The sequence below is a fragment of the Acidocella sp. genome, from assembly GCF_036489515.1.
Classification (GTDB): domain Bacteria; phylum Pseudomonadota; class Alphaproteobacteria; order Acetobacterales; family Acetobacteraceae; genus Acidocella.
The window spans coordinates 1-23,088 of the sequence record NZ_DASXFO010000035.1; the positions used below are offsets into that span (position 1 = coordinate 1).

Annotated in this window: 26 protein-coding genes and 4 pseudogenes; 13 read left to right on the forward strand and 17 right to left on the reverse strand. The window is 60.9% G+C overall.

Annotated elements, in window-relative coordinates; all coding sequences use genetic code 11:
• The 5 genes from VGG47_RS04750 to VGG47_RS04770 form a co-directional block, all read right to left on the reverse strand.
• Positions 1 to 411, reverse strand: a 411-nt coding sequence (locus VGG47_RS04750) for a hypothetical protein (protein ID WP_331535959.1), incomplete at its 3' end; no start/stop codon positions are given.
• 578 nt (positions 412 to 989) lie between these two features.
• Positions 990 to 1,412, reverse strand: a complete 423-nt coding sequence (locus tag VGG47_RS04755; RefSeq protein ID WP_331535961.1) for an ATP-binding protein — start codon at positions 1,410 to 1,412, stop codon at positions 990 to 992.
• Between the two features lie 9 nt (positions 1,413 to 1,421).
• The gene (locus VGG47_RS04760) at positions 1,422 to 1,760 is read right to left on the reverse strand and encodes an STAS domain-containing protein (RefSeq protein ID WP_331535963.1); all 339 of its coding nucleotides are present in this window, start codon (positions 1,758 to 1,760) and stop codon (positions 1,422 to 1,424) included.
• A gap of 48 nt (positions 1,761 to 1,808) precedes the next feature.
• Positions 1,809 to 2,150 (reverse strand): STAS domain-containing protein, encoded by a 342-nt coding sequence (locus tag VGG47_RS04765; protein ID WP_331535965.1) that lies wholly within the window; start codon positions 2,148 to 2,150, stop codon positions 1,809 to 1,811.
• A gap of 15 nt (positions 2,151 to 2,165) precedes the next feature.
• On the reverse strand, positions 2,166 to 2,585 hold the full coding sequence (locus tag VGG47_RS04770; RefSeq protein WP_331535967.1) for an ATP-binding protein: 420 nt from the start codon (positions 2,583 to 2,585) through the stop codon (positions 2,166 to 2,168).
• Positions 2,586 to 2,726: 141 nt separating this feature from the next.
• Between VGG47_RS04770 and VGG47_RS04775 the strand changes: the two genes are divergently transcribed.
• On the forward strand, positions 2,727 to 4,436 hold the full coding sequence (locus VGG47_RS04775) for a uracil-xanthine permease family protein (RefSeq protein WP_331535969.1): 1,710 nt from the start codon (positions 2,727 to 2,729) through the stop codon (positions 4,434 to 4,436).
• 145 nt (positions 4,437 to 4,581) lie between these two features.
• Here VGG47_RS04775 and VGG47_RS04780 read toward each other — a convergent pair whose 3' ends face one another.
• The 4 genes from VGG47_RS04780 to VGG47_RS04795 all read right to left on the reverse strand — a co-directional run bounded on the left by VGG47_RS04780 (position 4,582) and on the right by VGG47_RS04795 (position 9,249).
• Entirely contained in the window at positions 4,582 to 5,778 is a 1,197-nt protein-coding gene (locus tag VGG47_RS04780; protein WP_331535971.1) for a PP2C family protein-serine/threonine phosphatase, read from the reverse strand.
• A 48-nt stretch (positions 5,779 to 5,826) separates the two neighbouring features.
• Entirely contained in the window at positions 5,827 to 6,330 is a 504-nt protein-coding gene (locus VGG47_RS04785; protein WP_331535973.1) for a Rab family GTPase, read from the reverse strand.
• On the reverse strand, positions 6,327 to 8,474 hold the full coding sequence (locus VGG47_RS04790) for an OmpA family protein (RefSeq protein WP_331535975.1): 2,148 nt from the start codon (positions 8,472 to 8,474) through the stop codon (positions 6,327 to 6,329). The genes VGG47_RS04785 and VGG47_RS04790 overlap by 4 nt, the downstream gene beginning before the upstream one ends.
• Positions 8,475 to 8,595: 121 nt before the next feature.
• Complete coding sequence (locus tag VGG47_RS04795; RefSeq protein ID WP_331535977.1) at positions 8,596 to 9,249, reverse strand: hypothetical protein; 654 nt, start codon at positions 9,247 to 9,249, stop codon at positions 8,596 to 8,598.
• Between the two features lie 1,008 nt (positions 9,250 to 10,257).
• Between VGG47_RS04795 and VGG47_RS04800 the strand changes: the two are divergent.
• Positions 10,258 to 10,479: pseudogene (locus VGG47_RS04800) on the forward strand (IS110 family transposase); the annotation flags it as partial.
• Between the two features lie 73 nt (positions 10,480 to 10,552).
• On the opposite strand, the gene VGG47_RS04805 reads toward VGG47_RS04800, so the two are convergent.
• Positions 10,553 to 10,738, reverse strand: coding sequence for a hypothetical protein (locus VGG47_RS04805; protein ID WP_331535979.1), 186 nt, complete (start codon positions 10,736 to 10,738; stop codon positions 10,553 to 10,555).
• A gap of 10 nt (positions 10,739 to 10,748) precedes the next feature.
• On the opposite strand from VGG47_RS04805, the pseudogene VGG47_RS04810 reads away from it, so the two are divergent.
• The 9 genes and pseudogenes from VGG47_RS04810 to VGG47_RS04845 all read left to right on the forward strand — a co-directional run.
• Positions 10,749 to 11,237, forward strand: a pseudogene (locus VGG47_RS04810) (DDE-type integrase/transposase/recombinase); the annotation flags it as partial.
• A gap of 7 nt (positions 11,238 to 11,244) precedes the next feature.
• On the forward strand, positions 11,245 to 11,736 hold the full coding sequence (locus VGG47_RS04815) for a hypothetical protein (RefSeq protein ID WP_331535981.1): 492 nt from the start codon (positions 11,245 to 11,247) through the stop codon (positions 11,734 to 11,736).
• 50 nt (positions 11,737 to 11,786) lie between these two features.
• Complete coding sequence (locus tag VGG47_RS04820) at positions 11,787 to 13,514, forward strand: hypothetical protein (RefSeq protein WP_331535983.1); 1,728 nt, start codon at positions 11,787 to 11,789, stop codon at positions 13,512 to 13,514.
• Positions 13,515 to 13,830: 316 nt separating this feature from the next.
• Positions 13,831 to 14,418: a hypothetical protein gene (locus tag VGG47_RS04825; RefSeq protein ID WP_331535985.1), complete on the forward strand. Its 588-nt coding sequence runs from the start codon at positions 13,831 to 13,833 to the stop codon at positions 14,416 to 14,418.
• Positions 14,419 to 14,573: 155 nt separating this feature from the next.
• A complete protein-coding gene (locus tag VGG47_RS15595; protein WP_408841511.1) occupies positions 14,574 to 14,966 on the forward strand; it encodes an RES family NAD+ phosphorylase in 393 nt (130 codons plus the stop codon).
• A 157-nt stretch (positions 14,967 to 15,123) separates the two neighbouring features.
• Positions 15,124 to 15,540 (forward strand): PadR family transcriptional regulator, encoded by a 417-nt coding sequence (locus VGG47_RS04830; RefSeq protein ID WP_331535987.1) that lies wholly within the window; start codon positions 15,124 to 15,126, stop codon positions 15,538 to 15,540.
• Between the two features lie 136 nt (positions 15,541 to 15,676).
• Positions 15,677 to 16,120 carry an FAD-dependent oxidoreductase gene (locus tag VGG47_RS04835; protein WP_331535988.1) on the forward strand — a complete coding sequence of 148 codons (444 nt, stop codon included), beginning with the start codon at positions 15,677 to 15,679 and terminating at the stop codon, positions 16,118 to 16,120.
• Positions 16,117 to 16,359 carry a hypothetical protein gene (locus VGG47_RS04840; RefSeq protein WP_331535990.1) on the forward strand — a complete coding sequence of 81 codons (243 nt, stop codon included), beginning with the start codon at positions 16,117 to 16,119 and terminating at the stop codon, positions 16,357 to 16,359. Before VGG47_RS04835 ends, VGG47_RS04840 begins: the two co-directional genes overlap by 4 nt.
• Positions 16,356 to 17,594 carry an MFS transporter gene (locus VGG47_RS04845; RefSeq protein ID WP_331535992.1) on the forward strand — a complete coding sequence of 413 codons (1,239 nt, stop codon included), beginning with the start codon at positions 16,356 to 16,358 and terminating at the stop codon, positions 17,592 to 17,594. Before VGG47_RS04840 ends, VGG47_RS04845 begins: the two co-directional genes overlap by 4 nt.
• 83 nt (positions 17,595 to 17,677) lie before the next feature.
• Here the strand turns inward: VGG47_RS04845 and VGG47_RS15600 are convergent.
• The 7 genes and pseudogenes from VGG47_RS15600 to VGG47_RS04875 all read right to left on the reverse strand — a co-directional run.
• A pseudogene (locus VGG47_RS15600) lies at positions 17,678 to 17,779 on the reverse strand (arsenical resistance protein ArsH); the annotation flags it as partial.
• A pseudogene (locus VGG47_RS04850) lies at positions 17,779 to 18,048 on the reverse strand (arsenate reductase family protein); the annotation flags it as partial. The pseudogenes VGG47_RS04850 and VGG47_RS15600, both read right to left, overlap by 1 nt.
• Complete coding sequence (arsB, locus tag VGG47_RS04855) at positions 18,045 to 19,109, reverse strand: ACR3 family arsenite efflux transporter (protein WP_331535994.1); 1,065 nt, start codon at positions 19,107 to 19,109, stop codon at positions 18,045 to 18,047. The gene arsB and the pseudogene VGG47_RS04850, both read right to left, overlap by 4 nt.
• Positions 19,110 to 19,640 carry an arsenate reductase ArsC gene (locus VGG47_RS04860; protein ID WP_331535996.1) on the reverse strand — a complete coding sequence of 177 codons (531 nt, stop codon included), beginning with the start codon at positions 19,638 to 19,640 and terminating at the stop codon, positions 19,110 to 19,112.
• A complete protein-coding gene (locus VGG47_RS04865) occupies positions 19,633 to 19,989 on the reverse strand; it encodes an ArsR/SmtB family transcription factor (RefSeq protein WP_331535998.1) in 357 nt (118 codons plus the stop codon). The genes VGG47_RS04860 and VGG47_RS04865 overlap by 8 nt, the downstream gene beginning before the upstream one ends.
• Before the next feature lie 257 nt (positions 19,990 to 20,246).
• Positions 20,247 to 21,038 carry an anti-sigma factor family protein gene (locus VGG47_RS04870; protein WP_331536000.1) on the reverse strand — a complete coding sequence of 264 codons (792 nt, stop codon included), beginning with the start codon at positions 21,036 to 21,038 and terminating at the stop codon, positions 20,247 to 20,249.
• Entirely contained in the window at positions 21,035 to 21,577 is a 543-nt protein-coding gene (locus VGG47_RS04875) for an RNA polymerase sigma factor (RefSeq protein WP_331536002.1), read from the reverse strand. The genes VGG47_RS04870 and VGG47_RS04875 overlap by 4 nt, the downstream gene beginning before the upstream one ends.
• A 390-nt stretch (positions 21,578 to 21,967) precedes the next feature.
• On the opposite strand from VGG47_RS04875, the gene VGG47_RS04880 reads away from it, so the two are divergent.
• Entirely contained in the window at positions 21,968 to 22,234 is a 267-nt protein-coding gene (locus tag VGG47_RS04880; protein WP_331536004.1) for a hypothetical protein, read from the forward strand.
• Positions 22,235 to 22,359: 125 nt separating this feature from the next.
• Positions 22,360 to 23,058, forward strand: a complete 699-nt coding sequence (locus VGG47_RS04885) for a hypothetical protein (protein ID WP_331536006.1) — start codon at positions 22,360 to 22,362, stop codon at positions 23,056 to 23,058.
• The last annotated feature ends 30 nt before the right edge of the window (positions 23,059 to 23,088 follow it).

The window sequence follows — 23,088 nt, forward strand, 5'->3', positions numbered from 1 at the left end:
GCCGGCGGATTCCGCCTGCAAATCCTGAATTCGCAGGATTTTTATGCCGTCAATGACCGAGGCGGCAATGCGTCCAGCCTCCCCCGCATCGCCCAGCCGCACACCGGTGAGCAACTGCCGCGAGGCGGCGGCAATATTGGCCAGCACGCCCTCGCCATGCGCCAGCATCGTCGCGGTCTGCGAAAAATCTATTTTTGCCGCCTCAGCCTGTCCTGCCGCGAGATCCTCCGGCGAAAGATTCGCAACCTCCACCAGCCGCTCCGGGCGCGGCTGCGGCGCCAGACTGTCATCGGCCACTGCCGATAGCCCGGCCGGCGCCTGCACAGCAACCGCCTGGGCGGTAACCGGCGGCGGCTCCAAATTATCGAACACCGAAAGATCAAGAGGAGCGGGAGGCAAAGTCTCGGTCATTCAAAAACTCCAACTTCGTGCCTGGAATCTAGCGAAACCCCCGGCACGGGGCAACTGGGGGAGCAAGGTCACGGGGCGTCAGGTTATAGGCGCTAAATAGAAAGATATACATCTCCACGTGATTGCTGAGAAATTCCTGCGGATCTAGAGCAAAATCCGATCATACGGTATCATATGATCGGATAAAATTACTCGCAAAAACAATAAACTAGAGCATTTTCTGCGAACCAATCCGAACATAAAATGCTGACCCTCGAATGGCAGCTACCCGGCCAACACCGGTCATAGCCAGAGTGCCAGCGGCGCTTCCCTAAACGGACAGGGCGGGCGGGAAGCGGACCGGTCGTTTTCAGGCTACCACCAAGAAAAGCGGTCGCCCACGTGCCGGATCGTATCCGCCACCAGCAGGCCAAGCTTAATATGTTTTAATTCAGAAACAATCAGCTCAACCGAAAACCCGTCCCCTTCAGAGCAAACGCTCCTCCTCAAAATCAGGAAAACTTGCCAAAAACAAATCTTGAAATTGGTCCGCTTTAACGCAGGCACTGCACATGTCACTGTGGGTGATAAGACTATTGCTATACCGCAGGGCCGACAGATCCCGTGAACCGAAGCGTCAACCGGTTGCCATCCGCTCCCGTGGCGTAATCGATTTCAGTGGCATACGAGCGAATCAAATGGACCCCCCAGCCACCTGGCTGCATCGTTTCCAGATCCTTCGCCGGCGAGAACGCCGGTACGGTGCGCGGGTCGAACGGCGGCCCATAATCCCTGACCACCGCGACAAGGGTGTCGCCCTGCCGGCCCAACTCGATGTCGATCCGGGGCCCCTCGGCGGTTGTCGAAGTGTAGTTGATCAAATTGTCGACCGCCTCCTCCAGGCACAGTCGTACCGCGTGGGCAAGCTTAGCGGGGATTGCCAACGCCCGCTCCTCCAGGTCAAACCATTCGCCGAAACGTCCTATCTCCCGCCACGCCTGGTACAGCGTCAAATGACCCATAGCGCCGCGTCAGCTTCGGATCGCCGTTATCGCCTCCGCTTCGTCGCGTACGATCGGCAGGAGATCGGTTACGCCGATCGTTTCAAGGACCTGCTCAACATCGGGCTGAGGGCTGAGCAGCAGCAACTTACCGCCGCGGCGCTGCACGGTCTTAGCGCCGATCACCAGGGTACGGATGCCGATCGAGGCGATGAACGTGACGGCCGACATATCGACGATGACATGGCGGTTGGTGCCCGCCGCCACGTTAAAGGGAATGTCGATCTTCGCCGAACCTGCGATGTCGAGGCGGCCATCGAGCACAACCCTGACGGCATCCCAGGAGATCGCGGAGACTTGCATATCCATCGCCTGAACATCCTTCTCTGCAAAGCGGTTTAGCCGAGAACACCAACTTCAGTTGACAGTGGCTTGTCGCATCGCCTCTTCGCGTGTCGCGGCAATCGTCAGCATCTCAAGAAATCCGCCGACCTCGAACAGCTCCAACGTCAATCCCTGCAGGCCGCACAGGACAAGTTTCCCTGCCACCCCCTGAACTTGCCTGTCCACACGGAGCAGACAGCGGAACCCGGCACTCGTCATATGGTCCAGGCGCGCCAGATCGATCACGATCCCTCGGCAGCCCGCCCCGACCAGTTGTTTCAAGCGCTCATCGAGTTCCGGGGCATTACCGCTGTTGACTTGACCGACGACATGCACGACCGCCATGTCCCCGGTCCGCGCTTCCAGTATCTCCATCGCTCAACCTCCATCTCAACGCATAGGGGCCAGTTTCTTGCAGAGCGTCAGGCAATTCCGATCCCCTTGGCGGATAAACCGAACCTCATCCATCAACGAGCGCACGAACAGCAAGCCGGCGCCCCCCAGTTGCCGGTCCGCCCTCGTCCCGGGGGCGAAAGTGGGATCGAAAACTGGCCCGTCATCGACAATTTCCAATTCCACCGCTTCCGGCCGCAGCCTGATACGCAAGCGGATCTCCCGGCTGCCCTCCACCGCGCCCGCCAGGGCATGGTTCACGACGTTGCTCAGCACCTCGTCGAGCACGACCAGCAGTCTTGAGGCCAAATCATTCGGGAGGCCCATGCCAGCGCTGAAATCGTGCAGCCAAGTCGCCGCACGCGCAAACTCTGCCCGGGCATTTACGACCGTCAGCGTTGACTCTTGCCTGATCACGGAAACGTCCATGCCGTTTCTGTTCTTTACTAGTTTATGTTTCCGTTATTTGCTAGCTTATGTTTCGGTTGGTTAATCGTTAATAGCCATCCCAATATCCGCGACATAGCGGCGAGACGGTCAAAAGACGGTGGGGGACGCGTGCGCAAACCCGACACAATCACCTACGGTACGGAGGACAGGCCACCGACGCCGGTGCTGTTGATGCTCTCAACCCAGCAGGTGATGGTGCTGTCGATCTTCCTCCTCGCCCCGGTGCTGCTGACCCGGGCTGCGCACCTACCGCTTGAACAGGCCACCAATTTCATTTCCGTTACCACATTCGCACTCGGCGTTGCCACATTGTTGCAAATCCGGCGTTGGGGCCCGGTCGGCTCCGGCCTGCTGATCACGCCCATTTCCGCCAGCAATTGGCTCCCAGGCTGCCTGATCGCGGTACGGGCAGGCGGCCTGCCGATGGTGTCGGGCTTTCTTTTGGTCGCGGCTCTGGTGGAAATCGTGCTGTCACGCTTATTCCGTGTCCTGCGTGGCTTGCTCCCGGCGGAGCTGTCGGGGCTGGTGGTGTTGGTGACCGGTCTCAGCGTCGCTCAGACAGGTATGAACAATGTGGTCGCCGGCGTCACCATGGGCCATGGCGTCTTTTGGCTACGCTCGCTTCTGGTCTCGGCTGGCACCCTGACGGTGATGGTCGGTTTCACCGTTTGGGCGCGCGGCCCAATCGGTAAGTTCGGCGCTTGCATTGGTCTGGTCGGCGGCTACATGGCAAGCATCGCGCTCGGCCTGGTCGACGCGGCCCCGCTTCACGCGCTGACACAGGCCCCGCTGGTGCGCCTGCCGACCGTCGCCGCGACGTTTCCGTCTTTCGAACGACCGCTATTGTTGCCCGCGCTGATCACCGGGATCGCGATCACGCTCAACTCGATGGGTGCGATGACGGCCGCGCAAAAGCTGAACGATGCCGATTGGCACCGGCAGGATCTGGGCGGTTTGTCGCGCGGCCTGCTCGCGGACGGTCTGGGGGTCGTCGTTTCCGCACTCATTGGCGGCGGCGGTGTCTCCGTGAGCGGCTCCAGCGTCAGCCTCACCGCAGCCGCTCGGGCCACCAGCCGGACCATCGGCTACGCGGCGGCAGCGGGGTTCTTGATTATGTCGCTTGTGCCGCGATTCTCGCTTCTGATGCTCACGATACCGCAACCTGTCGTGGGCGCCGTTCTGGTGTTTCTTTCGTGTTCGTTGATGGTCAGTGGCGTTACGATCATGAGTTCGCGGCTACTCGACATGCGCAAGACGTTTACATTGGGAATCGCGTTCGCTTTCGCCGTGGCGACGCCCGCCTTGGTCCAGGCCGGCGCCATATTGCCGGACTGGATGACGCCTGTGGTTGCCTCACCCCTCCTGGCCTCGGCCCTCGTGGCGATACTGCTCAACCCGGTCCTGCGCCTGGGCATACGCCAGCAAGTCGAGCTGCAAATACCCAAGGGCGGTTTGCCTGACGAAGATGTCGCCAAATTCATCACCCGAGCGGGTGCCGCCTGGGGGGCCCGGCGCGATGTGATCGAACGGGCAAAGGGGCCGATTGCGGAATGCCTCGACACGCTGGTTGACGCTGAACTCGCCAACGGCCCCGGCTGCCTGACGCTGGGATTCAATGAACTACAACTCGACGCTCGGATCTCCTGGCACGGCGCCCCCCTGATCCTGTCAGCCAAACCACCCACGAAAGAAGAGCTTGTGACGGACGATACAGCCGCTGCGCGCATGGCCGGATACCTGATCGGGCACCTGGCCAGCCGCGTGACAAGCCGGATTGTGAATGGGATGCCAGAGGTTCATCTGCGATTCGACCACTGAAAGTAGCCGCTTTTTGAAAAAAGCGGCGCAAAAACTTTTGCTATGCTGGGCCATGGGCGTTGCACCGACAACGCCCATGGCCCAGCATAAATAAAGTTTTTTTGCTACTTTTTGTTCACAAAAAGTAGCCTTCCTTTCGCTTGCCCTATCGCTCCGGCGGCGCGGCCACCGTCAACAAAATAGCTGCGATGTCATCGGATTGCGCGCCGCCGGCCTCGAATGCCCGCACCTTGCCCAGCAACCGCTCCAGCAATCCGATCTCGCTGCGATGAGCGATCGCATCGGCGATCCGCGCCTCGCCGAACAGGCGGAGCGATGGGTCCATGGCCTCCGTGATTCCATCCGTGACAATCAGCAGTTCGTCGCCCGACCCAAGATTCACTGTGGCCGAGCGGTACACCGCGCCCTCCACGAGCCCCAGGGGCGGGCCGCCCGCTTCGTTCAGCCGCTCAACCACCCCGTCGGCGCGGCGTAGAAACGGTGGCACGTGACCAGCTCGGGTATAGACCAGCCGGTTCAGGTATCCGTCGAACGTAGCCACCAGGAGCGTGACGAACATGCATCCGGAATTGCCCGCCGCCAGCGTCGCATTGACGATGCGCGTGGCCTCCTCCGGCGCCCTGAACAGCCGAGGCGCCTCCGGATGGACCATCAGGCCCCTGAATAAAGCGTGGGTGCGCGCCATCATCAGTGCCGCGCCGGCGCCTTTGTTGGCAACATCTCCAAGCAGCAACACGAGAAGCCCATCGCCGATACAGAAGTAGTCGACCAGATCGCCGCCAACTTCCTTCGCGGGCTCAAGCACAACATCGACCGACACACCGCACCGCCCGACCACGCCCTGGAACGCGGGGGGCGCCAAAGCAAGCTGCAGCGTCCGCGCCTCGGAAAGCTCGGCGTGCTTGCGCTCCAGCTCCAGCCTGATGAGCTCCCGCGATGCCACTAATTCGCGATGCGCTTCCGTCAACGCCGCATGGGCCGCTTCGAGCCGGCGGTTCAGCAGCGCCTCCTTCTCCTCAAGCAACGTCATGTCATAGGCTTTTTGCTGCATGCGTCTCGCCGCATCGCGATCCGCGGTCACGTCAACCAGCAGCACCCAGACAGTGCCGCCGTCGAGATGCAGATGAAGATCGGCCGCGCGTCCGCCCAGCAATTCGATCGACGGCACGAGCAGCGGCGTTTCGGCCAGCGGCACCAGCCCTTCAAGAAAGTATAATTGCTCCAACGCCGGTTCGTTCAGGCACAGGCCCGTTAGCCCGTAATGCGCCAGATGCCCGCCGGTGTCGGAAAGCTTCAGATCGGCGTCGATCCGCAGATACGCAACCGAGCGTTCATCATACATCAAAGCCTGCAGACGATCGGCCAGGACCCTCGGCAGATTTTTCATCACTCAGGATGCAAGGCTGACGGCGAGATGCCGGAACGCCTCCTCGACGCCTTCACCCGTGCGCGCACTGGTCGGGCGCGCCCACCAGCCGCTGTCGCGAAGACCGGCCAGGGCCGCGTCGCTGATCTCCCACTGGTCCGTCAGGTCGTACTTGTTCAGCAGCAGCACAAACGGCAATGGTCCATACTCTGTTGTGACCCGCTCGCGCAGTGAAAGCGCGACATCCACGGTGGACGGCCGGGTGCCGTCAGCGACCAGTACATATCCCGCCGCGCCGCGCAGGTAACTCATCCGCAGTGAGGAAATGTCATCCTCTCCCGCGACGTCCCAAAGAATGAGGTTCACTGTCCGGCCTGACACGTCCAAGGCCTTTTTGTCGATCTTGACCCCAACCGTGGTGAGATAGGTCTCGGAAAAAACGCTCTGGACATAGCGCTTCACAAGGCTGGTCTTGCCCACCGAGAAGGCGCCGATCATGCATATCTTTTTCTGCAGCGTCCCGCTCACGATTGCGCTTGCATTTCGATCGTGAAAGAAACCCGCCGGTCGCCCGAACGCGCGGTTTCGGGCGCTCCTTTGTTCTCCAGCGGCTCGAGGGCACCGGCGCCGCGCAGCCCAAGCATTTCCGGGTCGACGCCGTGTTTATTCAGCAACGCGATCACCGCTTCTGCCCGCGCCAGACTTAGCGACAGATTGAACGCCCCCGTACCCGACGCATCCGCGTGCCCCGTCACCATGACTTGTATCGTGAAGTGCCAAGTGGCCGCCAGCGAGGCGAGCCTGTTCAACTCGCTTGCCAGCTGATCCAGCGTTTCATCCTGCCCCGCCGCAGGCAGCGGCTGATTGTAATCGAAGCGGATGACGGTTGCCTGGATCGTATCACTCAGCTTGACGAGCTCTGGGTCTGTGACATTTCGTACCTGAGATAGATCCAGCCTGGGCGCTCCGCTCGGCAGCAGCCGGGCCACCATGCGGGCACGTTCCAGCCACAGGGACGGTGCCGAACCGATCGCCGCGATTGTGTCGCCCTCAACCATCAAAGCGACGCTGGCCGGCGGATCAAGCGATTTCTGCAATCGCTTCAGAACGATCGTCGGATCAAGGGACTCGTACGGCGCCCAATGCGACGTGACCAGCAAGGGATTGAGTCCTGCTTCACTCAGCATATTCAGGGGATTGGCCGCCAGCGGATCGCGCAGGCCGCTGATCACGAACCTGCCGTCACGCTGCCCAGCCTCGGTGATGACGATACCCGGCTGGTCGCGAAGCAAGCCGACGTAGTCCGCCCAATGGGCGTCCCGAGCGGCATCTGCGTTCGTCACCGCCGACAGATCGAAAACGGGCGCACCGGCCGGCATCGTCTCGGCGGCGAGGCGGGCTCGGTCCAGCCAGGCCGACGATGCCGACCCGTTGGCGACGATGCGGTTGCCATTGATCGTGAGTGTCACGCCCGCCGGCGGAGCGAGCGACGCGACCAGTCGCTTCAGGACGATCGGCGCATCAAGCCCCTCATACGGCACCCAGCGGAAAGCAACCTGTCCCGGGACCAAACCTGCCGCGCGCAACAAGGCTTCTGGATCGGCCGCGAGCGGATCGCGAAGCCCTTCAATCAGGTACTTTCCGTCGTGCTGCCCGGTTTCGATGATCACGATACCTGGCTGGGCCTGTAGCCGTGCGACATAGTCGTCCCAGCGCCGCTCGCCCAACCACCAGTGGATACCCCACGCGGCAACGAGCAGAAGGACCACCAGCACGGTCAGGGCCACCAGCCAGGGAAAGCCGGTTCGCGCTTGTAAGGGGGCCTGCTGGCGCTGTGCCACGCACGTCGTCAGATCGGCCTCGACGCCCTCCAGGCCCGTACTGTCGCCGTCGAAGGTCTCCAGCAGCAGGTTGTATTCGCTGTGAATCCGCGACAGCGTGATCGTCAGCACTTCATGCAGGTCTTCCGGCGGATTGCCACGGATCACCGCCACCAGCGTCGCGAATGGCCCTGCTTCCGACCACAGGCGAAGCTCGCCCAAACGCAATGCGTCCAATCCCTGTTGCTCGGCGCCGTGAAAGGAATCCCGGACGAAGTCCTGGATCGCCACAAGCATCGCCGACACAATCTGCGGATCCTGGCTTTCCGCGTTCTCGGCCGCCACATGGGACATCAGCAGCCCGGTGTGGCGATGGATCAGGAACACGTGTTCGACCTGATAGACGAGCGTGTGTTTCAGAACGACTGCTGCAAACGATTGGCCGGAGCGCCAAGCCTCCAGGCGCCACCGCAGCCCACGCCAGGTCAGGCTATGTTTCAGGCTCTCATTAAGCGACTGGAATGTCTTGTCGATCGTCTCGCCGATCGACTTGCTGATGGCCGGCACGATCAGCGGGTACAGGATATTCACCAGCGTCCGCGGATTGCTGCGGATCGAACTCTGCGTGGCCTTTTCCAGGGCCGGCGCCAACGCCAGGCCAAGCTGTCCGTCGCCCGAGGCATGCGCGACGGCAGACGGCAGAACGCGTCCGACCGCCGCGGCGAATTGCGCCGGATCCTCCAGCCGCGACAGTGCCTCGATCTCCGGCCCGAGGAGGACCATGCGCAACTGCGCGAGCCGCGGATCAGCCCGAAGCAGTCCTTCAGACGGCGTGTCGATATCGGGCTTCATGCTCCGGGCAGCTTCGAGCAACAGCTCCGCGAGTGCCTTTCGGTCGATCCCTGTGTCACCGGAGACCGGGTGAAGCAGCTGCTCGAGTATGTCGGGGGATGCGCTCACCGCGCCGTGGCGATCAGGCCGGGGGCCAACCACGTGTCGCGCCGGCACCGTTGCCCGCACCTTTCGGGCCGACATCCTGGTTCAGGCACTTGGCAACCTCGACGAACAGCCCAGCGAGCAGGTTTCGGTCGGTTTTGACGTTGCCCAATTCGGCAAACATTTTCTCGAGCGTGTGCTGGGTATCCTCATTTCGGCGCTTGATTTCATCGCGGAGCGCCTGGGCTTCCTGGGTCAAGCGGTCGGCCGTGTCGCGTTCCAACTGGTTCAATTGGTCCGATATCGACCGGAGACGCTTCTCCAGGCTTTGATGTTGCTCACGCAGCGTCCGATCTGTTTCCTTGTCGGCGTCCGAGCGAACGTCCTTCTCTTCCCGTAGTTGATTGGCGAGAGAGTCTATTTGCTTCTTGGCATTTGACTCGAAGGCGCTGAGATTTCGTGCCGTATCGGCCTCGATCTCCTTGAAGCGCTGATGGAACCGTTCCTCCAGTTTCGAGAAGCGTCGGTCATAGTCCTGCATTTGGTTGCCGAACAGCAGGTCGCGGATTTTGTCCACGCCGACGACCTCAGCGCCCGGAAGTTGGCCGCTGCCCGCTTGGATGGCCTCCATCGGGTTGATCGTCTCCATGCTGGATTTGTCTGTGCCGGTCTTCGGTGTTGCAGTGACCATGACATCGCTCCTCCATTTCTTTTTTTGGAATTCCGGTCTGATTCTAGTCCCTGATAAGTCCCATTACGAGATAATAAAGTGGCTTGGCGGTCTCGAAACCGTCCTCGAGAGAATCCAGGACAACAACCGATCGAACGGAATCGTTCGATCGGATAGAGTTGCACGCTAAAACAAAGACCTAGAGTAGTTTCCCTGAGCCAGAACGAACGGAAAATGCTCTAGTTATTTGCCAAGGTTACGACAACCGCCTGTAGAGATCAATGTGACACCGATATGATGCATGGCTCAGGCGAGATGCTGTGGCAACTTTGAAGTTCCCCCGTTTTCGTGGACGGTCTTTAATAGCTGATGGATGACTGACAGCCGAGGGCGGAGTACGGGCGTATTGGGTTGTAGAAACCTTCGTTGAATGGAAAATGGCCAAGAAGCTGACGGCCGATAAGGCATTCGGACACGAGGACCAGGTTGGCAGGATTCCCCGCAACCTCAGGCTTTGGTGAATTTGGCAACCTGAACGGAAGGCTGCTTCCAAGCACGCCATCGGAGGTGGAGAACGACCGGGATGGGCGCGTAACTGCCAAGCACGAGCGCTGAACGCTAATGGTCGCGATCTTACGAACGATTTGGACGATGCTACCGGGATGGCTACGCGGCGGGTGAGCGTAAACTGGTCAAGAGAGTACGAATCAGCCAAGCGCGTTCGTATTCAAAGGGCAGCTTTTTTCTGGACCGGACGTTGGCGTGAGACGCGCTGAATGACCGGGTCTGGTCGACTCCAGCCGCTGCTGAACCCAGGCCCGCCGAGAACGGCTGAACAGGGGGACAAACCAGACGGTCTGCTCTTGGCAACGCAGGATGGACAAGCGGATATTCCTACGCGCGACCCGACCCGACCCGGTCACTTGGAACCTATGCGGGGCGTCCCAAAAGCGATGGGGTGGACGCCCCCCTGACGGCATCAATGTGCCAAAGTGGAGGTGTTAGATCACCACTGAAGAGGAGGCGTCCATGGGCGAGATTAGCACAGTTGGGCTTGACTTGGCGAAGTCCGTTTTTCAGGTGCATGGGCGGATGAGAAGGGGGGGGTGGTTTTACGCAAGAAGTTGCGACGTGACCGTTTGCTCGCGTTTTTTTTCAGAACTTCCTCTCTGCCTGGTTGCGATGGAAGCATGCGCGAGCGGTCACCATTGGGCGCGGGAGATTGGTAAGTTGGGGCATGAGGTACGGTTGCCGATGCGGACGGACAGAAGTTCGTTGGCACCAGCCGCCCGATGATGCGCGTGGTCGCGGGTTTGGCTCATGATCAAAACTCGCTCCAGTCTTCTGACGTGCCGGCTGGGGCCGGGCGTGGCGCTTCACTCTGGCGTGACAGCATGACGACCTTGCGCGCGGAAGCGGTCACGACGGTGCGCGGCTTCGGCGGCGTCTTGGGCGCAGCCCGCTCTCCTAGCCAACGGATCTGGCCGCTACCGCCGTGGTAAAAGTCCACGCTCGGGTCCGTACGGGGCGTTATCCGCAGCAAGCGCGTGCGCACGACAATCAGCGGCAAGGCCGCTCCCTGTCCGCTGGACCGGGGCAATCGCCAGTTCCGGGCAACTCGTTCCAATCAGCTATGGGGGAGTAATTTTACCTATGCCTCCACCTGGCAGGGTTTTCGTACGTTGCTTTTGCATTGATGTTTTTGCCGGATACATCGTCGGCTGGCGCGTCAGCCGTACCGGGCACACCAGCTTCGTGCTCGATGCCCTGGAACAGGCCCTGTTTCAGCACCGGCCCCGTCGGGGAGGAAAACTCATCCACCACAGCGACCGTGACAGCCGATAGATCTCGGTCAAATACACCGAACGCCTCGCCGAAGCCGGGATCGAACCTTCAATCGGCAGCGTCGGTGATAGCTATGACAACGCCGCGCCAAAACCATTAACGGTCTCTACAGGGCCGAACTCATTCATCGCCGTGGGGCAGGGCGGTCATTCGAGGCCGTCGAAACTGATCGTGTGCGTACGCGATATCCCCTGGATCATCGATAGCATCGAGCGGCTGATCCGTAAAAATGCGTTTCAGCCGTCCACCATCTTCAATTTCCAAACCGGCGGCACCGTCTACACACGGGCCAATGGCGTGGCCGCGCCCGAGGGCATGGTCGGGTACGCCTATGACGCCATCAAGGAAGCTTTTTATGGTGAGGATGCGGACCGCCTGCTGCTGGTGCAGTATGAGACCCTGGTGAGCCACCCCGGCAAGGTTCTTGCCGCCGTCTACGATTTCATCGGCGTGCCGCACTTTGCACATGATTTTAAGAATGTAGCGTTTCATGCCGGTGCGTTCGACGAGCGCGCCGGCACGCCAGGACTGCACGCCGTCCGTCCGGAAGTCCGCGAAAACACCCGGCAGACCATTTTGCCGCCCGACCTGTTCCGCCGCTTCGAGAACCAGGCCTTTTGGCGGGAACCTCAATGCCCCCCCCGCCAGGTCAGAGTGGTCTGACTGAACGGAATCCTGCGCAAACAGCCCATAAGCACAACAGGGACATTTTCATGCCGTTCGCCTGCTCTTTGCGCCTGCCCAACACCGAGGCCGCCACGGCACCGGCGGCCAACCGGACATCACCGGCGGCCAAGCCCAAACACAAGCAACGCACCCAGCCGGCCCTGCTCGTTTCGGTTTCCAGCCTCGCCCTCATCTGCGTCCTGGGCGCTGTCATGGCCCCGGGAAGCGCCACGGCCGCCACAATCGGCACAGCCGGCGGCAACGGCACGGTTGGCTCCACGAGTACGCTTGGCGTGGGCGGCACGGGCGCCGTGACGAGCGGCATCTATGCCAATGGCGGCGGCAGCGGCGGCGGCAGTGGTATGGGTGGGTATGGATCTGCCGGGAAAGGCGCCGATGGCAGCGGCGGCTATGGCGGCTCTGCCGATGCCGGCGCCGGCGGCGGGTCTGCCGGCAATGGCGGCTATGGCGGCGGCGGGGAGGGGGCCGGCGGCGGCGGCGGCGGCCGCGGCTCTTTCGCCAGCTCGGCCTTTACCAATAATGCTAGCATCACGGGTGGTGCCGGCGGCGGCGGTGGCGGCAGCACCTATGGCGAGGGCGGCGGCGGCGGCGGCGGCGGCGGCACGGGTGTTTACGCCGCAAGCGGGTCTCTGGTCACGAACAGCGCATCCGGGGCGATAGCGGGTGGTGCCGGCGCGTATGGCGGCTATGGCGGCCACGGCGGCAACGGCGGCGGCGGCGGCGGCATCTCCGGGTCGGGCTTTACCGTGAAAAATTTGGGCAGCATCGCGGGCGGTGCCGGCGGCGCCGGCGGCTATGGCAGCGGCAGCAGCGGCGGCGGCGGCGGCGGCGGCGCCGGCATTACCGGATCGGGCTTTACCGTGAACAATTCGGGCAGCATCACGGGTGGCAGCGGCGGTGCTGGCGGGGCCGGCATTGTCGGCACCGGCAACGCTACGGTGATCACCAGCGGCGCGATCAGCGGCGGGCTTTCCGGCAATGGCACGGCGCGAGCCGATGCGATTGATTTCAGTGGCGGTGGCAATACGCTGGTGCTGGAAGGGGGCTACAGCTTCACGGGCAATGTGGTGAGTACCAGCGGCAGCACGAATGGCGGCGACACGCTGACCTTGAGCGGCGCGGCCGGTGGCAGTTTCGATCTCGCCCAGGTCCAGGGCTTCACCACTTTCGAGAAGACCGGGACAAGCGACTGGACCGTCAACAATGACACCAGCTTTACCAACACAAACGTTGAAGGCGGTACACTGGAAGTTGGCGATTCAGCCGACGCGGGTACAGTCCTGACCAGCAAGGTCGCGGTTGCCAGCGGTGCCACGCTGGATGGCTACGGCAGCATCGACGGCAATGTCACCAGCGACGGCGTTGTCGCCCCCGGCGACGGGATCGGCACACTGACCATCAACGGCAATTACGTGCAGAACAGCGACGGCACGCTGAGGATCGAAGTCTCCCCCAGCGGGGCGGATGAACTCGTGGTGAATGGCAGCGCCAGCCTGGCGGGCGCCCTCGCCGTGCAGGTGGGTAACGGCATCTACAGCGTCGGCGTCGACTATGACATCCTGAGCGCCACTGACGGTGTCAGCGGCAAATTCTCGACGATCATCACATACAACCCCGCCTTCGCGGCCTACATCACGCCTGAGGTCGCCTACAGCACGGATGGCGTCACCTTGGAACTGACGCCAACGACGGTTCTTGGAGAAGGTCGAGTGATCCGGTTGTCGCCCCATCATCCAACCATCTCCGATGCCTGAAGATAGAAACAACAGAATCAGGAAATAAGACGCGCCGCAATCGGGACTTTTTCAACAGTATCCTTGAATTCCCGTCCAAGTCGCAGGATCATAAAAGCAATAAAACTGAAACGACACTGAGTTTCCATAATATTGATTCTGCGACTATTGGAAGTCTCGCCCCGTTCTCGATCTTCGCCGCGTCTTCCCGATCCTCTCCTTGAGCCGAGGGCCTTCTCCTACGCCGCCCTCACCAGCCCATCGAAAGCTGCGGTCGCCTTCTACGTGCGGGCGTCGTCGTACGCTACTCATCACTGCAGCGCCTGTTGAAATGCTAATGCTAAATGATTTCGCCACAGGTCGCGTCATTGGCATCCGCATCAACTATGAAGACCCGGCGAAACAGGCCGCCGCAACTCGATTGATCGAAAGCGTCGTCGACGCCTCCAATCACATCGATCAGCACCGGATGGAGGCTGCAATCCTAAAACTGGCCGAAGTCATTTTGCCCGACGACCAGGGCGAGGTCCGCGGCACTCTAGCAATGGACAACCTTAAGCTCCGGGACCGGTTCGTCGACGAGACGGGGCCTTTGACCAGCCTCGAGGTGGCGAAGCTGTCTGGATCCAAGGGCACCAACCTTTATGCGACAGCAACACGGTGGAAAAGCGCAAACCGGGTCTTCTCCGTGTCTCACCGTGGACAGGAATACTATCCATCTTTCCAGTTCAAGGACGGTTCACCGCACCCAATGATCAAAAAGGTGCTGGCCGCCCTCCCCGCCTCAATGTCACCCTGGCAGAAGGCTTTCTGGTTCGTGTCGACCAATGGGTGGCTCGGTGACCGGGCGCCGGCCGATATGCTGGATGATGCGGCCGCAGTTGTGGCTGCTGCTGAACACGAAGGCAAAGAGGTCACTGGGTGACATCATCCTTGGTGCCGGCCTACGACATTTCCGGCCTTCCCATCCAAGCCATTCAGGATCGCAGCTCGGACCGAGCTGCATCGTAACCACAGCCCTGCTTTCGGGCCCGCGGCGTTCAACCCTGGGCAGGGCGACATCAGCCGCTTCGCCCTATAGTGGACGGCGCCGGCAACGTCGTCCCGAGCCTCTATGCGGCAACCTCCCGCGAAGCGGCGGCCTTCGAGACAGTCTTCCATGACATCGATCCTCGAGCCAGGTTCAAGACAGTGCGGCAACAGACAATCGAGCTGCGCATGCTCAGCATCATTGCGCCGACCAAAGACCTGGTTCTGTACCCTCTGTTCGCCCCAGATCTGAAGGCGCTCGGCCTGGCCCGGACTGACCTCATCGAGACGTCGAAGGCCACATACCTCCAGACTGCTTTGTGGGCGCAGGCACTCCATGGCGCCCACCCCGGAATCCCACGGCCTGGCCTGGACCTCGCGTCTGTGCGATCCGGAGGTCTGCGTGATCTTCTTTGGCGATCGGGTTTCGCAGGCCGACTTTGAGTCAGTCGCCAGACCGTCCCGATGAACCACCAACTCAAGAAGACGCTCGCCCTCTCAAACCGCGGGATGTCACGAGATGGCATGACGGCCCCCTGCCCCGCGGCGGCCATACAAATCCCCATTTGACGCATCGCCCTTCGATGCATAGGATCTCGACATGAGTAAGACGGTCCCAGCTCGAGAAGTTCCCCGCGTCCATGCTGACCTGACGGATCGCGCCTATTGGGCTGGCAGCATCAAGATGGCGCTCAGCAAGTTCTTCATTCTTCGGACGCTGCATGACGGCCCGGCTCATGGTTACGACATCGCCCGAGCGGTCGAGCGTATTACGAGCGGGTGCTGCTCTCCGAGCGAAGGTGCGTTGTATCCAGCCCTTAGAGAATTCGAGGAAGGCGGCTACGTGACGTCGCGACAGGACACCGTCTCGGGACGCCAACGCAGGGTCTACACGCTCACCGATAAGGGGCGGCATGCGTTTCAGGTTGGGGTCAGTGCCTGGATGGAAGTCACGGACGCTCTCCTTGCCACTCAGGGGATGGCAACCAAGAAGAGCAGCACGCCGTGCGATTGCTGACCCATGCCTTTTATTTTTGCCCGAATACATCGCCCATCAATGCCTAGTCCTTCGATATAGGAGAGAGACAATTGTGACTTCATGCTGTGCTCCCACAGGCCGCTCGGCGTCGAATCGCAAGGTCCTGCTCCGCGACATGCAAACGCTTCCGGTCGCCGTCATTGGCGGCGGTCCGGTCGGATTGGCCGCTGCGGTCCATCTCCTGGCCCGTGGCATTGAGCCGGTTGTCCTGGAATCCGGGCCATCCGTCGGCACGGCGACACGCGCCTGGGGGCATGTCATGATGTTCTCGCAATGGCGCTACAATGTCGACAAAGCCGCTCGCGCGCTTTTGGAACAGCATGGCTGGGCTCCCCCGGATGACGATGCATATCCGACGGGGCGGCAGCTCGCGGAGCAGTATCTCGAACCTTTGGCGGCGTTACCGGAAATCGCGCCACGCATCCGGCTGAACGCGCGGGTCACGGCGATCGCGAGAGCGGGCGTCGGCAAAGTACGGACGACCGCGCGTGAGGCAGCACCCCCCATGGCGCCGCTGAGCTCGAACAGCCCGAAGCCAGCTTGTTCATCGCCGGCATGAAAAGCTATGGCCGTGCCCCCACCTTCCTGCTGGCCACAGGGTACGAACAGGTTCGGTCCATCGCGGCTTATTTGGCAGGTGATATCGAGGCATCGCGGCGCGTCGAACTGGACCTGCCGCAAACAGGCGTGTGCAATTCCAGCCGAGTGCTGGCTGACGAGACATCATGTTGCGGCGAGCCGGCGCCATGCTGCGGCCAGGCTAAGGTCGACATCACCGTAGCCGAGGCCGCCAAATGAGCCAGGTCACAATGAGCAGCGACACGCAGGCAACTGACCCGGCGACGAACCGTCCGCGCCTGGTCGTGGTGTCCAGCGTTGGCATTGCCCAGATCCTGGCCTGGGGCTCTTCCTATTACCTGACCGCGGTGCTGGCGGGACCAATCGCCAAGGATACGGGCTGGGCACGGTCGTGGGTCGTCGGCGCGCTCTCGATCGGCCTGCTGGTTTCGGGGCTCGTTGCCCCCCGGGTCGGGCATCTCATCGATCGTTACGGCGGACGCCCCGTGCTGGCGGCCAGCGCCATCTTGCTTGCCTGCGGCCTGCTCACCTTGGGGCTCGCGCCGACGTTGCCGATATTCGTCGTAGGGTGGATCATTGTCGGGTTCGGCATGGGCACCGGTCTCTATAACCCGGCCTTCTCCACGCTGGCCCAGTTGTATGGGGATCAAGCCCGAGGCGCCATCACCCAAGTCACTTTGTTCGGCGGATTCGCGAGTACGATCTGCTGGCCTTTGAGCGCCCTTCTTGTCGAACATATTGGTTGGCGGGGCGCCTGCCTGGCCTATGCCGCAATCCATATCGCCATCGTGTTGCCGCTCTACCTCTTTGGCTTGCCGCGCGAACAGCGTCGGCCTCCGCAAATCGCCATGAAGGCGAATGCGGCCCGGCCGGGACAGGTAGGGCCCGACCAACGGCTCGCCTTCATCCTGGTGGCCAGCGGGTTCACTCTGGCATCGGTCATCATGACCGTCATCGCGGTCCAGTTGATCACACTGATGCAGGCGCAAGGGCTTGCCTTGGCCGCCGCCGTCGGCTTGGGCGCTTTGTTAGGGCCCTCCCAGGTTGGTGCACGGGTCATGGAGATGGCGTTCGGTCGAAAGGCTCATCCGATCTGGACCCTCGTCGCCTCCACTGTCCTGGTTGCCATCGGGCTCGGCATATTGATCGGTGTTCCCGGGATCTCGGCGGCCGGCATCGTTCTCTATGGCGCGGGCAGCGGCCTGCGGTCGATCGCCACCGGCACTGTTCCTCTGGCTTTGTTCGGCCGCGAGGGATACGCCATTTTGCTCGGGCGCATTGCCATGCCGACGCTGATCGCCCAGGCAGCGGCACCGACAATCGGAATCTGGCTCTTGGGGAGTTTCGGCGCGACCACGACGCTGACGGTCCTGTGCGTCGCCGCAGTTCTGAACATCTTCATGGTGGCCGCGCTTATCCCCTTCGCGCGGCATAAACCTGCGATTGCCGGGTGACAGTGGCAAAGGCGCCGCATGGCCGTCAGCAGCCGGCTGTAGGCGCCCATTCCTGAAATACTTAACCGTCCGGTTTCATCTTCCTACAATTTCTCCGGCAGATTCATGGCCTCGGCCCGTTCGCTGTAGCGATCGGTCAGATAGTCCGCGCGATCACGCAGCAACAATGTGAAGCGGATCAGTTCAGGATCGGATGGACCATCATGAAATCGAGCAGCTCGTCATCGCTCCATCTGGGATCGCCGAGCCCAAGTTCGGCATAGGGCGTGCCCTTCTCACGAAGAAGCGCGCGAACCGGGATGCTTATGGCGGCAATCAGTTCGGCCAGTCGCGCCCGGGTGGGAGGCGTTTTGAGATATTCGATCACCTCCAGCTCAGTGCCGGTCGCCCGGATCATCGCCAGCGTGTTCCGCGACGTGCCACAGTCGGGATTATGGTAGATTGTGACGGTCATAGAACTGCCTTTCTTGTTGCCGAAGCGGTCTGCACCGCCGACCCACGCTCGTACCAACCCTTGCTGCGATTGACGATCGAGACCACGGACAACATCACAGGCACTTCGATCAGAACACCGACGACGGTCGCCAACGCGGCGCCTGAATGAAAGCCGAAAAGGCTGATCGCCGCCGCAACAGCCAGTTCGAAGAAGTTACTGGCGCCGATGAGCGCGGAGGGACCTGCCACGCAGTGCTGCTCGCCTGACATGCGGTTGAGAAAATAAGCCAGGCTGGAGTTGAAGTAGACCTGGATGACGATGGGAATTGCAAGAAGAAAGATCACCGCCGGCTGGGCGATGATCTGCTGCCCCTGAAAGCCGAACAGCAGCACCAGCGTTGCCAGCAGAGCACCGAGCGAGACTGGCTGCAGGACATGGAGCAGACCATCGAGGGCCCCCCGCCCTCCCCGCGCCAGAAAACGCTGGCGCAGGACCTGCGCCAGTATGACGGGAATGACGATGTAAAGGCCGACGGAAAGGGTAAGTGTGGCCCAGGGCACGGTGATGGCCGAGAGACCCAGGAGGAGGCCGACGATCGGGGCGAACGCGACCACCATGATCGCATCGTTCAGCGCGACCTGTGAGAGTGTGAAATGCGGCTCACCTTTGGTGAGGTTCGACCAGACAAAGACCATGGCGGTGCAGGGTGCTGCCGCCAGAATGATGAGACCTGCGATGTATGATTCGATCTGCGCCGCCGGCAGATAGGGGCGGAACAAATAGCCAATGAACAACCAACCGAGCAAAGCCATCGAGAACGGCTTCACCGCCCAGTTGACGACGAGCGTGACGCCAATACCGCGCCAGTGGGCGCCGACCGTCCTCAATGCTGAAAAATCGATCCGCGCGAGCATGGGGATGATCATCAGCCAGATCAGCACGGCGACCGGGATATTGACGTGAGCCACTTCCGCCCCGCCGATGGCGTGGAACACGCTCGGAAAGAGCTGGCCCAAGGCGATGCCTGCCAGAATGCATAGGGCAACCCAGAGGGTCAGGTAACGTTCGAAGCGGGACATCTATCCGTCGGCTTTCGCATGGGAAATCGTCGCCCCGGCCATCCGGCCGATACGGCGTAGCTCCGCGTCGAGGGCCATCTTGCCGATGCTGGCCAGCGGCAGGCTGACGAAGACGCTGATACGGTCACGCAGATACCGAAACGCCTGAATACACGCCGTCAATTTGTCGGTGTCACTGCCCGTAGCCAGCGCCGGATCCGCGATGCCCCAATGGGCGGTCATCGGATGACCCGGCCAAACCGGGCATGTTTCGCCAGCGGCCTCGTCGCAGACGGTGAAGACGAAATCCATTATCGGCGCCTCAGCAACCGCGAACTCGTCCCAGCTCTTTGAGCGCAGCCCCTCTATCGGATAACCGTTGCCCTGCAGCACTTGGATGGCAAATGGATTGACCGTCGGCTGCGGAAAGCTGCCCGCCGAGAAGGCACGGAAGTGCCCTAAGCCCTCCTTGTTCAGGATCGACTCCGCCATGATCGAGCGGGAGCTATTGCCCGTGCAAAGAAACAGGACATTGCAAATACGCTCAGACATCAGCGATCTCCTTGGTTGGGCAGCAAGGGATGAGTTCGGCAACCAAAGGCGCGCATTGCTCCGGGTTTCCGCCGCAGCAATTCGAGACAAGGAACAGCATCAGCTCACGGAACTGCTCCAGATTCGCCCGGTAGACGATCGAACGACTATGCCGCTTGCCCTGCACCAGGCCGGACCGGCTTAGAACGCCTAAATGGGTCGATAGGGTGTTGTGAGGAACATCCAGAAGGCGAGCGATTTCCCCAGCCGCAATGCCGTCTGGCTCGTGGCTGACCAAGAGCCGAAATACATCGAGGCGTGTCGTTTGAGCCAGGGCGCCCAGCGCAGAAATGACGTTTTCATTGTCCACATGTCGATGATAGTCGACTTATGGACGGACAACAAGTCTATTCTGACGGCGCGGATCCCCCGTCGTCCCACCAGCGGTCGCGAGCCGGGCCTGATTCGATGACAACATTTCCGTCGAACGCATTCCCTGGATACGGATACCTTGACGAGCCGAGACGACCGATCCGGGGGACGTCAAATTAACTCAAGCGCGTCATAATCGAATTCGCGCCTATCGTCGGTGCGGTCTCGGTCAGGCTCTAAGGCAAATACGGTGTATCAGATCGTCGGGCTGATCTGAGCGCGAACGTCATTGGCGAGCGGATGCAAGATATCGGGTGAGGCCGCACCGGTGAGACTATAGCCCATGCCATTATGCGCCCAGGAAAACCCCGTTACAGGCCCCTTGACGTAGGGCAGCATTTTCGACGTGTTCATATCGATATTGTCGTACATTTCCCGCACAAGAAGGACGATGCGGATGCCATGATCATTATCGTACATGAGCATCCCCGCCGGGCCCTGCGGTGTCGCCACCAGACTTCCGCCCATGAATCGGAAGCCGGCTTTCGACAGATCAGGCACGACAACCTGGCTATGCAAGCGGGCTGAAATCCAGTTGACGAGATCGGCTCTGTTTGTGGCCTTGATCTGTACAGGGTGCGCATGATCCGGACTGTATACGGAATAAGTATACGCGGCCTCCTGAGCAAGTGCTGCAACGCCGGTGAGCTGAGGCGCCATCGAACCGTGGAACGCCCATCCTCCGACGCCGCCGGTGCCCAAAAGAATGATCGCCGCTGCAGCACTACGCCATAGGGGCATACGTGATGGCCGGTGCCGCGCCGCGATCATTCGTGCGAGGTTGAGCTCGGGCGGGATCGGCTCCTCCGCCATGGGGGCTAGCCTCGCGCGCAGATCATCGCGCTGGCGCCGATAAGCCTCGACCTTTACCGATATCTCTGGATGAAGCTTGAGGTATTGCTCGATTTCATTGCGTCGCGCCGTAGGAAGCGCATCATCCACATACGCGTGAAGGTCTTCTTCCGCGACCGGGCGGCCGTTCATCATTTTATTCTCCGTAAATTGACGGTACCGGAGGGAGGAACACTGGCAACGGGGGTTGCCCCTTCCATCCAGACCAATAACTTTTCACGCGCGCGGGCCAGTCGCGACATCACTGTTCCGATCGGAACACCGAGGACACTTGCAGTCTCGGCGTAGGACAAATCTTCAATCGAGACGAGCAGGATAACGCTGCGGTGCTCTTCCGACAGAGCCTCCAAGCCCTTTAGCAAATCGCGACGGTACAAGCCCTCCTGCTGTGATGGCCCCTGCGCGAATTGAGATTCATCTGCATCTTCGATCGGGGTATGCTCCCCCCTTCTAGATTTCTGGCGCATGGCGTTTACCGCAAGATTATGCAAAATGGTGAATGCCCAGGCGCGCGCATTACCATCGGCGCGGCGTTGGTGCCATCGGCTGATCATGTGTTCCAAGCAGTCTTGCACCAAATCATCCGCCCCTGCCTGATCGCGCACGAGCACGCGCGCGTAACGGCGCAGATGCGGTATCAATGGTTCAACGATGAGGATGATGTCATTTTTCATGGTTGACGCTCAGAGGTCCGTGCGCGTTCCAACTCTCCCCATGCCGTCAAGACAGTGGCCTGAGAGCGGGAACCAACCGGGGAGATTTTGGCATAAACGACACAAATTGTACGCGACACATGATCACCGCTTTTACTGGGATATGCCTAAAAGACGACTCTATGCCCATTTTATTCCCTCGAGAACAAAATATCTCTTTAGCAGGATCAACATGGATGATCGCACGTCAGGGCTAGCAGACCGTCAAAAATACACGCCGCCGGGCGCAGCGGTTTTCCTGTCGATTTCGTGATCAGAAAAAAATACGACCCGGGGAATTATCCGCTGCTGACGCGGTCTATCTCATATCCGGTCATCATAAAGATGTCGCGGACCGTAGGAGAAAAGATCATGCGTAAGCTTATGTTTATGTTGGTTGCAACCGCCGGCATGTTTGGCCCCATCGCGATGGCCCAAGCCGCGGTGAGTGACAATCACATGCCGACGGCCACGGACTCGGCGACGACGACGACGCCCAGCCAGAACTCTTATGAGAGCGCTCGCGTCAACCAGGAACTCATGGCCTTGAATGACGAGGTGCAGAGTCTTGAGCAGCAGAACATGATCGGCACCAGTGAGACCCCTCAATTGGCCGGCGTGATTCCGCACGGCGGCTAACGCGGCCGGTGCTGTTTCAATATTTTTTCGGGGCTAGGGAATAAAGCGGTCGCCGTGGCGTCAGATGAGAACACCGCCACGGCGCCCACTTCCGGCGACTGGCCAACTGAAGGATTTTCAACAAGATGAAGACAGCATTTGGCGTCACGCTTGCCCTCGCCACGGCATTCGCCACGGCATTGTCCAGTGCGGCCTTGGCCGCCCCCCAGCACGTCAGAGTTCGAGGCACAATTGCCTCGGTCAGCTCGACGACTCTCGTTGTCAAAACTGCGGATGGCAAAGACGTCTCCGTGGCGCTGAACGGGAACACGCATTACCTTCAGGTTGCCAAGGCAAGCCTCAATAATATCGAGCCTGGCAGCTATATCGGCACGGCGACGAAATCCGTGGGCCCGCTGATGGTGGCACTGGAAGTCGTGATTTTCCCGCCCTCCATGAAAGGGTCGGGGGAAGGCCATTATGGCTGGGATAAAATCCCGGATACGACGCTCTCCGGCACGGGTGCCACGACCAGCACGATGACCAATGGCAGCGTCACCGCAATGTCAGCGACGCCGTCGGCCGGCGTGAACAGCACAATGACCAACGGAAGCGTTTCGTCCGACATGTCGAAGAACGGTGCCCAGCAGCTTACCGTCACCTACAAGGGTGGAGAACAGCGGATCATCGTGCCCCCGACCGCCCCGATCGTGACATTCCGGCCGGGTACCATGGCCGAACTGACCCCGGATGCACGGGTGTTCATCAATGCCGTTGAGAACGGCTCGACAATTACAGCGGGCGCCGTGGCCGTCGGAATCGGCGGTGCGCAACCGCCAATGTAATTCGATCACCGATCGTCCATAAAACCTGTT